We start from the raw sequence: 11,645 nt of genomic DNA on the forward strand, positions 1-11,645 counted from the left end.
ATGCCGAATTTCCGTTATCGCGCGCTGACGCAGAAGGGAGAGGTGGTCTCGGGTTCGATCACGGCCGCTGACCTCGCCGAGGTGGCGCAGCGCATCGAATATCTCGGATTGGTCACGATCGATGCGGGCCCCGAGGAGGAAGCCAAGGGCTGGTCGCTGGCGTCGCTGACGCTGTCGAAACCCGGGCCGGCGGATGTCACCATCTTCACTCGCGACCTCGCCTTGCTGCTGAAGGCCGGTGCCCGTCTCAACGACGCGCTCGAGCTCCTTGCCAACGACATGGATGTCGGCCGGCTGCGCCCGGTCGTCAACGACATCAAGACGGCGATCCTGTCCGGAGAGAGCTTCGCTGAAGCGCTCGGACGCGAACCGGCGCTGTTTCCGGCCATGTATGTCGCACTGGTCCGGGTCGGGGAGATGTCCGGTACGCTCGACCACATTCTGGAGACGATCGGGATCGAGCGCACGCGGGCCGAGGCGTTGCGGCGCAAGGTGACTGGTGCCTTGCAATATCCGGCCTTTGTGCTGCTCGCGGCCGGCGGCGTGCTGATCTTCTTCGTCACGTTCGTGCTGCCGCAGTTCTCGGCGGTGCTGCGCGACTTCAACGCGAAAACCGATCCGGTCATCGAAATCTTCCTCACGCTCTCGGATGTGCTGCGCGGTCACGGCTTCGAGGTCGGCGCCCTGGTCGCCGTCGCAGTCATCGGAAGCTGGCTGGCCTGGCGAAGGCCCGCCGTGCGCGCGAGCATCGTGACCCAGCTCGCGCGGCTGCCGGTCATCTCGACCGTGGTGGAATTTCATCGGGCGGCACTATTCTCGCGCAACCTCGGCATTCTTCTAGGCAGCGGCGTGACGCTGACGGCGACGCTGCGGATCCTGATCGACATCATGACCGCGACTGGTAACGTGGCCGCCTGGGCGGCGATGGCCGACCGTGTCCGTCATGGCGGCCGGCTCGCCGACGCGCTTGCGGCCTCAGCCGTGCTGCCGCCGGTCGCGGTGCGCATGCTGCGGCTCGGCGAGGAGACCGGCCAGTTGCCGACGCTGTCGGGCCGCGTCGCGGAATTCTATGAGGAGAAGCTGCAGCGGCAGCTCGATCGCGTCGTGGCCATCATCGGCCCGGCGGCGATCATCCTCATCAGTGTTGTCGTCGGTGGATTGATCGTGTCGGTCATGACGGCGCTGCTGTCGGTGACACAGGTTGTCGGATGAAAGGGGAAGGGCAGGTCATGGTCGGCTTTTCAAGGAAAGTGCCACGCAACCGGCGCCGACGGCGCCACGGCGAGGACGGCTTCACGCTGGTGGAGATGCTGGTGGTCATCACCATCATCGGCATGATCATGGCGCTGGTCGGCCCCCGGGTGCTGAACTATCTCAGCGAGTCCCGTGTGAAGGCCGCGAAGATCCAGATCCAGAGTTTCAGCAGTGCGCTCGATCTGTTCTACCTCGACGCGGGTCGCTTTCCGACCAGCTCGGAAGGGCTCGATGCGCTCGCGCGTCCGGTCAGTGGTGTGGCGTCGTGGAACGGCCCATACCTGAAGGGCGGCAATGTTCCCAACGATCCATGGGGCAACCCTTATGTCTACAAGCAGCCCGCAGAACGCGCGCCCTACGAAATCCGCTCGCTTGGCTCCGACGGACAGGAAGGTGGCACGGGAACCTCTGCTGATCTCGTCTCCGGACAGAATTGACGCGGGCGAAGCCGGCTTCACCCTGATCGAAATGGTCTGCGTGCTCGCCATCGTCGCGATGATCGCGGCCGTCCTGTTACCGCGCTTTCCCTCGGCAACGTCGCGGGCGCGGCTCGAGGCCTATGCGATCGAGCTCGCGGCCCTGCTCAAGGCCGACCGCAACGCGGCACTGTCGCGTTACGACGCGGTGAACGCGGTGGTGGATGCACAGGCCCGCAGCGTTAGGTCGGGCTCGAGTCCCTGGATCATCCAGGTTCCGCAGGACGTGGTGTTCGATGCGCTGCTGCCGGAGCGCTGCAACGGCAGGCCGGCGCTGTCGACCATCAGCTTCTTTTCGAGCGGCATGTCATGTGGCGGCACGATACGCCTGACGCGGCTCGGCAATGCGGTCGAGGTGCGCGTGAACTGGTTGACGGGAGGCGTCGAAATTGTCGCGCAACAGGTTCTCTAGACGACGCACTGAGGCGGGCTTCACCATGATCGAGGCCGTGGTTGCGCTCGCGCTGGTGACGATCGTGCTTGCCGCGATCGGGACGCTGGTTGCGACCAACGCGCGCGGCGCTTGGAAACTCGAGCAGCGCGTTGCCTTGGTTGATACCGCGCGCCTGGTCGCATCCACGCTGCCGAGCGCCGGCGCGCCGATGCCCGAGGATTTGCGCGGACACGTCGCCGGACATCGCTGGCAGATGCGCGTGACGCCGTTCCTTGACGACGTCCCGGTCGTGCCGGACTCGCGCTTCGTCCCGCAGCTCGTCGAGCTGCGCGTGCAATCGCCGAGTGGCGCCGTCCTGTCGCTGGAGACGGTGCGCCTGCAGGCGAGGAGCGGGGATCGATGATCCTGCGATACGTCGGGCAGCGCCGTGCGGAGCACGGCTTCACTCTGATCGAGGCGCTCGTCTCGCTGGCGCTCATGGGACTGATCCTCGGCGCGCTGGCCTCGGTCACGGGGCAATGGCTGCGAAACTGGAACCGCGGCATCATCCGCGCCCAGCGCAATGAGCAGGTCGCGGTCGCGCTGGATCGGCTCGCGGCGGATCTGTCGGCGGCCGACTATGTGACGCGCTCGGATAACATGCCGCTGTTCCGCGGCACGGAGCAGGGTGTGGTTTTCGTCCGTTCGGTGCTTGGCCCGAACGGCCGACCGGGACTGGAGTTCGTCCGCATCTCCGAGGTGGCGGACAGCCGCGGTCCGGCACTGGTCCGCATGCGAGCACCTTTCATGCTGCTGCCGCCCGGCGATCCCAAGACTGATCTGATCCCCTTCGCCGATCCTGTCGTGCTGCTGCGTGCGCCCTACCGCATCAACTTCGCCTATGCTGCGGTAGATGGTAAATGGTTCAGCGCATGGCCCAGTTCGGGGGAATTGCCGACCTCGGTGCGCTTCGACATCAGGGATGTCGCGCGCGGAACCGTGATTTCGAGCGCAGCGCGGATTCGTATCGAGACCGGCGTGCCGCGGCCCGATCCGTCGGGCCAGCAGCAGGAAGCCACGCAGCCGCAGCCGGGTAAGGGGCCGACATGATGAGCGGTACGAGGTCTCGACATGAGGGCAAATCGTGGTCGCAAAACGGCTTCATTGTCGTCGCCACCTTGTGGCTGCTCGCCGGGCTGGCGACGCTTGCCACGGTCGCGTCCATCTATATTGCGCAATCGGCACATGCGATCGCGGCGCTCGACGTGGCGACGCAATGGGACATGTTCGGCTCGGCCGGCGTCGAGCTCGCCGCCTACGAGCTGTCTGCGCCCGCCACGGCTCGCCGTCCGACCCACGGCGGATTTGGCTTTCACCTGACGAATTCCACCGTACGCGTCGAGTACATGTCGGAGGCCGCGCGCATCAATCTCAACATGGCGCCGCGCCCGATGATCGCTGGCCTGTTCCAGGCGCTCGGTGCAGAGGCTGAGGCGGCCGACGGCTATGCCGAGCGGGTCGTCGCCTGGCGGCGCACGCCGAAGCAGGACGGGCAGGATACGGAGCAGGCGCTCTATGGCGCCTCTGGCGTGAGCTACGTCCCGCGGCAGGGGCCGTTCAGCAGCGTGGACGAACTCTGGCTTGTGCTTGGCCTGCCGGTCGCGCTCGTCGAGCGGGCGATGCCCTTCGTCACGGTCTATAGCGGCATGGCGGAGATCAACGTGCTGGATGCACAGCCGGAAGTGATCGCCGCGCTGCCGGGCATGACGCCGGCAAAGCTCGACGCCTTCCTCAAGCAGCGCGCGGACCTTCCGCCCGACAATCCGGAATTCGTGATCGGTGCGCTTGGCGGAAAGCAGCCGGGTGCGACCGTCTCCGCGAGCGACGCCTACCGGATCCGCATCCGGATCACGCTTGCCGATGGCCGGCAGCGGACGCCGGAAGCGGTGATCCAGATTCCGGCGCCGGGCGAGAAGCAGGCATTCCGGATGCTGGCGTGGACGGACGAGATCGATCCGGAACGAGCAGGGCGGCCAAAGCCGATGGAGAGCCGATGAGTATTCCCAATCAGATCGCAACCGCGCTATCCCTGTGGATCGACACGGTTGCACGCACGGTGACTGCGAGGCTCGACCGCGCGCGCGGCGCGCGGCAGATTGCGATCAGCGAGGATGATGAAGGTGTCCTCACCCTGCGGCTCGTCTCCAAAGCGAGTAAGGATGCCGATCTGCCGTCCTGCCGCATTCCCCTGGTCGAAGGCACGATCGGCGAGCCGTTGTCGGCGGAATGGTCCGCGGCCATGAAAGGGGCGATGGTCGATCTCGCGCTGAGGCCATCGCGCTTTGTGTTTCGGCCGCTGGAACTGCCCGGCCGCGCGGTCGAATTCCTCGACGGCATCATTCGCGCCCAGATCGATCGGCTCACGCCATGGTCGCCGGGCGATGCCGTGTTTCACTGGACATCGCCGCAGGCGACCGCCGACGATCATGTCGAGCTGACCGTGGTTGCGACGGCGCGCGCCGCGGTCACGTCGCTTGGGCAGGCCGTTCTCGATCTGGGTGCTGCCGCGGTCGAGATTTCGACCGTGGCTCCCAATGTGGAGCGGATTGCGGTCTACGACCAGCGCCTCGGTGGGCAAGCCGGCTCCAGCCGGTTACGGTTTGCGCTGATTGCGGTACTGGCGACGACCGGCGTGCTGACCATGCTGTCGATCGGGCTCGGCGGGATCATCTCGGATTCATATGACTCCCAGCAACAGCAGATCCAGCGCCGGATCGCGGAGCGACGAGCAATCGCGCGCGGCAGCCAGGGCGGTCCCGGCGGCTCCGCGCTGGAGCTGCTCGCGCGCCGCAAGCACACAATGCCGTCCGCCGTGGTCACACTGGAGGAATTGTCCGGCCTGCTGCCCGACCACACCTACGCGACCGAGCTGAGAATGGAGGGCGACAAGCTCCAGATCTCGGGCCTGACCCATGATGCACCGTCCCTGATCCAGATCCTGGAGCAGTCGCCGCATTTCGCCAGCGCGGGCTTCTTTGCGCCGACGACGCGCGCCGCCAACGAGCCCGGCGAGCGCTTCCACATCGAGGCCCGGATCAAGCCGCAGTTCGGATCGGGCACATGATGAGCATGCAGAAGTTCGAGGGATATCTTGCCCGGTTTCCAATCGCCGCAGTCGCGGCTTACGTGGCGATGGTCGTGCTGTTCGCTTTCACGACGGTGCAGACCGTGGTCGAGATACTGAGCAGTCGCGACTCCGCGGTGTCGGCTGCGGAGATACTGCAAACCCTGGAAGCCCGGCATCCCGTGCAGCGTTCTGCGGCCCGAAGCGACGTCAGCGTGCCGACGGGATCGCCCTTCCTCGAAGGACAAACGGTGTCGGTCGCGAGCGCCATGCTGCTGCAAAGAGTGCTCGGGGCGACCAAGCGCGTCAATGGAAACACCTTGTCCTCGCAGGTCGATGTCCAGGGGCCGCTCGCCAAATCCGGCTTCGTCTCGGCGACGTTCAATATCGAACTCGCCGCCACATCCCTTCAGCCGCTCCTTTACGATCTGGAAGCCGGCATGCCGTTCCTGTTCATCGACGAGCTCGTGGTCCAGCCGACCGCAGGGAGCGCCGACAATAGCAAGCTGCGCCTCGTGCTCGGCATCTCGGCGCAACGACAGAATACGAAGTAGCTGTCTGTCGCGGCTGGATCGCTGGCGCCGCACCTTTTGGATCCAGTGCTGCGTCCATCGATTCGCCTTGGGTTTCGGACTGAATTGGCGGGCGCCGGGACCTCGCGATCGGTGGCAAGCGAACGGCCTTCACCGATGCGAGTGCTGTTCAAAATATTCGAACATTCCGAATGTCTTACTTCCAGTTTGAAGCATCCGATGCGTGGCGATCGGCATTTGGCAGGGCCCGCGCGCGGTTTTCGTGGGCTGAGCCGTCCCGCCGCCGCGTCCTTCGGAAAAATTCCCGATCGTATTGCCGTATTGGGTTGACCCCGGCGGTCGATATGTCAAAGAAGGGCAAGGCTTTGATTTGCAAGTAGAAGACAGCTCCCGTCGGAGAGCTGTCGTGGGAGCAAGTACTGTATATGGGTGAGCGCGTTGCTTTGATCACCGGCGTGACCGGACAGGACGGTGCCTATCTCGCCGAGTACCTGCTGTCGCTCGGCTATGTCGTGCATGGCATCAAGCGGCGCTCGTCGTCGTTCAACACCGCGCGCGTCGATCATCTGTATCAGGATCCGCATGTCGGCAACGTGCCGTTCCTGATGCATTACGGCGACATGACGGACTCGACCAACCTGATCCGCCTGGTGCAGCAGATCCGGCCGACCGAGATCTACAATCTCGCCGCCCAGAGCCACGTCGCCGTCAGCTTCGAGAGCCCCGAATACACCGCCAATGCCGATGCCGTCGGCGTGCTGCGCCTGCTGGAGGCGATCCGCATCCTCGGGATGGAGAAGGAGACGCGGTTCTACCAGGCCTCGACCTCCGAGCTCTACGGCCTCGTGCAGGAGATCCCGCAGAAGGAGACCACGCCGTTCTATCCGCGCTCGCCCTATGGCGTGGCCAAGCTCTACGGCTATTGGATCACGGTGAACTATCGCGAAGCCTACGGCATGTTCGCCAGCAACGGCATCCTGTTCAATCACGAGAGTCCGATCCGCGGCGAGACCTTCGTCACGCGCAAGATCACCCGCGGCGTCGCCCGCATCGAGGTCGGGCTCGAGCAGACCCTCTATCTCGGCAATCTCGAGGCCAAGCGCGACTGGGGCCATGCCAAGGACTATGTCGAGGGCATGCACATGATCCTGCAGGCTGATGCGCCTGACGACTTCGTGCTCGCCACCGGCGAGATGCGCTCGGTGCGCGAGATGGTCGAGCTTTCCTTCGCGCAGGTCGGCCGCCGCATCGAATGGCGCGGCAAGGGCGTCGAGGAGACCGGCGTCGATGTCAAGAGTGGCAAGACGGTGGTGCGGGTCGATCCGACCTACTTCCGCCCCACCGAGGTCGAGCTTCTCATCGGTGACGCCAGCAAGGCGCGAGACAAGCTCGGCTGGAAGCCGAAGCGGACGTTTGCCCAACTGGTCGAGGAGATGATGGCGAGCGATCTGGCCGAGGCCAAGCGGGACATCGCACATGGCAATCGTACCGTTTGAGCTGAGGGGCAAGAGCGTCTATGTCGCCGGCCATCGCGGCATGGTCGGCAGCGCACTGCTGCGCCGGCTGGCACGCGAGGACGTCAGGCTCGTCACGGTGGACCGGCATGAGGTCGATCTCTGCAACCAGGCCGCCGTGTTCGACTGGTTCGCGAAAATGCGGCCGCAGGTGGTGTTCCTCGCCGCGGCCAAGGTCGGCGGCATCGCCGCCAACGCCACGCTGCGCGCCGAGTTCATCTACGACAACCTCGCGATCGCGGCCAACGTGATCCACGCCGCGCATCAAAGCGGCGCCGAGAAGCTGATGTTCCTCGGCTCTTCCTGCATCTATCCGAAGCTCGCGGCCCAGCCGCTGCGCGAGGACTCGATGCTGACCGGCCCGCTCGAGCCGACCAACGAGCCCTATGCGATTGCCAAGATCGCCGGCATCAAGATGGCGGAGGCCTATCGCAGCCAGTACGGCAGCGACTTCATCAGCGTGATGCCGACCAACCTCTACGGCCCCGGCGACAATTATCATCCCGAGTACAGCCACGTGGTCGCCGCGCTGATCCGGCGCTTTCACGAGGCGAAGATCGCCGGCGCGAAGACTGTCGCGGTCTGGGGCACCGGCACGCCGCGGCGCGAGTTCCTCCATGCCGACGACATGGCGGACGCCTGCGTGCACCTGATGAAGACCTATTCCGGCGCGGAGCTGATCAATATCGGCACCGGCGAGGACATCACCATCGCCGACTTCGCCGGCATGGTCGCCGATATCATCGGCTATCGCGGCGAGATCACTTTCGATACCGCGCGCCCCGACGGCACACCGCAAAAGCTGCTCGACGTCAGCCGTCTCGAAAGGCTCGGCTGGCGCGCGACGATCTCGCTCGAAGACGGTTTGAAGCGGGCCTATGAGGCCTTTCTGGCCGGCGCACCGGTTCCCGCGCAGTAGCCTTGCAGGGCTCGCGCCGCACTTGTCACATCTCTGATAAGTACGATGGCTATCGCTCGGGGTCGATCAGAGGCGGCCGGTGCCATGTCGATGCGCGTTTTCGTTGCTTTGCTCGCCAGCGTCCTTGCCATGGGAACTGTCCGGGCTTTCGCGGTCAGCGCGGCCGGGTCGATGGATCGGCTTCCCGCGGGCTCGCCCGACGACTTGTTTGAATCCAAGCCGGTCGCTCCGGCGCCGACCGTCGTATCACCGCCGCCTCAAGTCGAGCGGCCACCGGTTCCTGCATCCGCGCCCGGGGCGGTCAGCGATAATCCGCTGTGGGCGATTCCGCTCGGGCGTCTGACCGCGAGCCGCGAACGGCCGCTGTTTGCGCCGACACGGCGTCCGCCTGCGCCCGCTGCGGTGGCAATGCCTGCCCCCGTGCAGGCGGCTCCGCCGCAAAAGCCGCCTGAACCCGAGAAGCCGCAACTGTCTCTGCTCGGCACCGTCGTCGGCAGCGAGAAGATCGGCCTGTTCATGGATTCGGCCAGCAAATCGGTAGTCCGGCTCAGGGCCGGAGAAAGCCACAAGGGATGGATACTTCGCGCCGTGGAGCGGCGTCAGGCGGAGTTCGCAAATGGGCTCGACACTGCGGTGCTGGATATACCGCCGGAGACGAAAGCGGGTGTGGCGCGGAGTGGCCCCATGCCGGCGGGACCGTCGCCCGTTCCGGTTGCGCCTTCCCCAGGCACGCCGCGGTCTGCCGCCAACATGAGCCCGCCGATCGACCGGGCGGCAGGCCCAGGAGGGCCGGGCGCGCAGCCTGCCAATTTCAGGCTGCCTCCGGGGCTCGTCAATCCGCTGGAAAATTCGGGTTCGCGTTAGAACGTCCTCGCCACCACTTGTCGCGGCCCGTCGGCGATTATCGCGAGTAACGACTCTGCGCGTAATCTCAGCCGGTTCGCGCAATTACGATAATGCGATTCCTATTCTGCGCGGATCGAACGAAGTAAGGGTTCCCGGACTCTCTCCGCATCTGGAGGAGCAGATCTGCTTAGGAACCATCACTACGAGCACGAGTTGGCCGGTCGTGAGGGCGAGACATCACACGAGGCTGACCGTGCAAGAAATTGTGCGCGTGCGCTCCACGGCGCAGATCGCAGGCCATCCCATTCATCCGATGCTGGTGCCGATTCCGATCGCATGCTTCATCGGCGCGCTGCTGACGGACATCGCCTATGTCGTCACCGCCGAGATGATGTGGGCGAATTTCTCCGCCTGGCTTCTGCTCGTCGGCGTTATCTTCGGCGTGCTGGCGGCCATCGCGGGCCTGACCGATTTCCTCGGCAATCGCCTGGTCAGGGCACAGACCCCGGCCTGGCCACATCTGATCGGCAACGCCGTGGTGCTGATCCTGGCGTTCTTCAACTCGCTGATCCATACGCGTGACGCCTGGACTTCGGTGTGGCCTTTGGGGCTCATCCTGTCGGTCCTCACCGTCCTCATCCTGCCCGTCACCGGCTGGCTCGGCTGGGCGATGGTCTATCGCCATGGCGTGGGAGTTGCGCAATGACGTCCACACTTGCCCGCTTATTGCTATGCGGTTCGCTGCAGTGTCTCGCCGGCTGCAATGACGGCAGCGGCGATCCCAAGGCGCAAATAGGTGCCAATCCGAGCCTGCCGGACATCCAGCAATTTCTGCTGCCGCCGATGCACATCGCCCGCATCGTCGGTTGGAAGAAGGACGAGGCGCCGACCGTCGCACAGGGCTTGCAGGCCAAGCCGTTTGCGACGGGGCTGCAGCATCCGCGCGTGCCCTACGTTCTCCCCAATGGCGACGTGCTGGTGGTGGAATCCAAGGCGCCGAAGGCCGCTGCGATCAAGCGGCCCAAGGAGATCGTGATGAACTGGGTCGAGTCCTGGGCGACCTCCGGCGGTGATACCGGCCCCAGCAACCGCATCACGCTGCTGCGCGACAGCAATGGCGACGGCGTACCGGATACGCAGAGCGTGTTTCTCGATCATCTCAATTCGCCGTTCGGCGTCGCGCTGGTCGGCAATGATCTCTATGTCGCCAACACCGACGCGATCGTCAGATATCCCTACACCGAGGGTGACACCAAGATCACCGCGCCCGGCACGGTGCTGACTCAGCTTCCGGGCGGCCCGATCGATCATCACTGGACCAAGAGTCTCGTGGCGAGCCCGGACGGTTCGACGCTCTATGTCGGTGTCGGCTCCAACAGCAACATCACCGAAAACGGCATGGAGGCGGAGCACAATCGCGCCGCGATCCTCCAGGTCGATCGTGCCACCGGTCGCTGGCGCATCTTTGCGAGTGGCTTGCGCAATCCGAACGGCCTGAGTTTCGAGCCGCAAAGCGGCGCTCTGTGGACGGTGGTGAACGAGCGCGATGAGCTCGGTCCGGATCTCGTTCCCGACTACATAACGTCGGTGAAGGAGGGCGGCTTCTACGGCTGGCCCTACAGCTATTACGGCCAACACGTCGATCCCCGTGTCAAGCCGGAGCGGCCCGACCTCGTCGCCGGGGCGATCGTGCCGGATTACGCGCTGAGCTCGCATGTCGCGCCGCTGGGCCTCGCCTTCTATACCGGCACCAGCCTACCGGGCGCCTATCGCGGCGGCGCGTTCGTCGGCGAGCACGGCAGTTGGAACCGGCAAGCGCTGAATGGCTACAAGGTCGTGTTCGTGCCGTTCAGCGACGGCAAACCGAGCGGGCCGGCGCAGGATGTCGTCACCGGCTTCCTGAACAGCGACAACCAGGCCCGCGGCCGCCCCGTCGGCGTCGCCATCGACAAGACCGGCGCGCTGCTGGTCGCCGACGACAGCGGCAATACCGTGTGGCGCGTCACCTCCGCGCAGTCGCAGGTCACGCAACGTTAAGCCCGATGCGGCGTTGTTGTGTCCAAAAGCCAAGCCAGGAGTTGGACAATGGGTCTCGCTCAATACGCCGTCGTGCCGATCCAGGATGAATGGGGCGTGCTGCACGACGGCAACGTCAACGGCAAATACGCAACCAAGGAATCCGCGTTCGAATCCGCGGTGGCAGCTGCCTCGCTGGCGCTTCGCCAGGGACACGAGGTTCACGTCAGCGTGCCCGGCCGCGAAATAGGCGAGAACGCGCTCGGCAGCTAGTGCGCCGAGATGTGCAGTAGGAGGCCGTGATGACCAAGCCCCGCGAGCCGAATGGCGTCGAGCCGGCCCGGTCCGAAGAGGACATTCAGCGGGACCAGCTCGGTCCGCGTGGCGTGCCCGGTGCGCCGGATCCCGCCAAGATGACCCCGCAGCGGGACAAGAAGACGCCCAGGCACATCGATCCCGGCCACACCTCCTGAGCGGTCCCGAAGGAGACATCGCTCGGCGGAGCCGGTCTGCGGCTAACGCCGCGGTGCCATTCGGAACCGATATATTCCTGTTCGCCGAGTCTGCGGTTAGACATGCCTCATAGGCGT

15 protein-coding genes are annotated in these 11,645 nt (G+C 65.2%); all 15 read left to right on the top strand.

From position 1 onward, the window contains the following. The 15 genes from K289_RS0125315 to K289_RS51715 all read left to right on the top strand — a co-directional run bounded on the left by K289_RS0125315 (window position 1) and on the right by K289_RS51715 (window position 11,528). Window positions 1–1,212, top strand: coding sequence for a type II secretion system F family protein (locus K289_RS0125315; RefSeq protein WP_027554112.1), 1,212 nt, complete (start codon window positions 1–3; stop codon window positions 1,210–1,212). Window positions 1,213–1,229: 17 nt separating this feature from the next. After that, window positions 1,230–1,691 carry a type II secretion system major pseudopilin GspG gene (gene gspG / locus K289_RS45020; RefSeq protein WP_035685728.1) on the top strand — a complete coding sequence of 154 codons (462 nt, stop codon included), beginning with the start codon at window positions 1,230–1,232 and terminating at the stop codon, window positions 1,689–1,691. Continuing rightward, the gene (locus tag K289_RS0125320) at window positions 1,648–2,142 is read left to right on the top strand and encodes a prepilin-type N-terminal cleavage/methylation domain-containing protein (RefSeq protein WP_256380013.1); all 495 of its coding nucleotides are present in this window, start codon (window positions 1,648–1,650) and stop codon (window positions 2,140–2,142) included. Before gspG ends, K289_RS0125320 begins: the two co-directional genes overlap by 44 nt. Further along, the gene (locus tag K289_RS0125325) at window positions 2,120–2,527 is read left to right on the top strand and encodes a prepilin-type N-terminal cleavage/methylation domain-containing protein (RefSeq protein WP_027554114.1); all 408 of its coding nucleotides are present in this window, start codon (window positions 2,120–2,122) and stop codon (window positions 2,525–2,527) included. Before K289_RS0125320 ends, K289_RS0125325 begins: the two co-directional genes overlap by 23 nt. Further along, the gene (locus tag K289_RS45025) at window positions 2,524–3,213 is read left to right on the top strand and encodes a type II secretion system protein J (protein WP_035685690.1); all 690 of its coding nucleotides are present in this window, start codon (window positions 2,524–2,526) and stop codon (window positions 3,211–3,213) included. Before K289_RS0125325 ends, K289_RS45025 begins: the two co-directional genes overlap by 4 nt. Then, window positions 3,213–4,160, top strand: a complete 948-nt coding sequence (locus K289_RS0125335; protein ID WP_027554115.1) for a general secretion pathway protein GspK — start codon at window positions 3,213–3,215, stop codon at window positions 4,158–4,160. Before K289_RS45025 ends, K289_RS0125335 begins: the two co-directional genes overlap by 1 nt. Then, window positions 4,157–5,227: a PilN domain-containing protein gene (locus K289_RS0125340; RefSeq protein WP_027554116.1), complete on the top strand. Its 1,071-nt coding sequence runs from the start codon at window positions 4,157–4,159 to the stop codon at window positions 5,225–5,227. Before K289_RS0125335 ends, K289_RS0125340 begins: the two co-directional genes overlap by 4 nt. Beyond that, a complete protein-coding gene (gene gspM, locus K289_RS0125345; protein ID WP_084788701.1) occupies window positions 5,224–5,781 on the top strand; it encodes a type II secretion system protein GspM in 558 nt (185 codons plus the stop codon). Before K289_RS0125340 ends, gspM begins: the two co-directional genes overlap by 4 nt. A gap of 404 nt (window positions 5,782–6,185) precedes the next feature. Further along, window positions 6,186–7,256: a GDP-mannose 4,6-dehydratase gene (gene gmd, locus K289_RS0125350; protein WP_027554118.1), complete on the top strand. Its 1,071-nt coding sequence runs from the start codon at window positions 6,186–6,188 to the stop codon at window positions 7,254–7,256. Beyond that, a complete protein-coding gene (locus K289_RS0125355) occupies window positions 7,237–8,193 on the top strand; it encodes a GDP-L-fucose synthase (RefSeq protein ID WP_027554119.1) in 957 nt (318 codons plus the stop codon). Before gmd ends, K289_RS0125355 begins: the two co-directional genes overlap by 20 nt. An 84-nt stretch (window positions 8,194–8,277) precedes the next feature. Next, window positions 8,278–9,057 carry a hypothetical protein gene (locus tag K289_RS45030; protein WP_051310773.1) on the top strand — a complete coding sequence of 260 codons (780 nt, stop codon included), beginning with the start codon at window positions 8,278–8,280 and terminating at the stop codon, window positions 9,055–9,057. 235 nt (window positions 9,058–9,292) lie between these two features. Next, window positions 9,293–9,745 (top strand): DUF2231 domain-containing protein, encoded by a 453-nt coding sequence (locus tag K289_RS0125365; RefSeq protein WP_027554120.1) that lies wholly within the window; start codon window positions 9,293–9,295, stop codon window positions 9,743–9,745. Then, window positions 9,742–11,076: a sorbosone dehydrogenase family protein gene (locus K289_RS0125370; RefSeq protein ID WP_027554121.1), complete on the top strand. Its 1,335-nt coding sequence runs from the start codon at window positions 9,742–9,744 to the stop codon at window positions 11,074–11,076. Before K289_RS0125365 ends, K289_RS0125370 begins: the two co-directional genes overlap by 4 nt. A 48-nt stretch (window positions 11,077–11,124) precedes the next feature. Next, complete coding sequence (locus K289_RS0125375; RefSeq protein WP_027554122.1) at window positions 11,125–11,328, top strand: hypothetical protein; 204 nt, start codon at window positions 11,125–11,127, stop codon at window positions 11,326–11,328. Window positions 11,329–11,357: 29 nt separating this feature from the next. Further along, window positions 11,358–11,528 carry a hypothetical protein gene (locus K289_RS51715; protein ID WP_198024761.1) on the top strand — a complete coding sequence of 57 codons (171 nt, stop codon included), beginning with the start codon at window positions 11,358–11,360 and terminating at the stop codon, window positions 11,526–11,528. The last annotated feature ends 117 nt before the right edge of the window (window positions 11,529–11,645 follow it).

Source organism: Bradyrhizobium sp. Cp5.3 (assembly GCF_000426265.1).
Lineage (GTDB): Bacteria > Pseudomonadota > Alphaproteobacteria > Rhizobiales > Xanthobacteraceae > Bradyrhizobium > Bradyrhizobium neotropicale.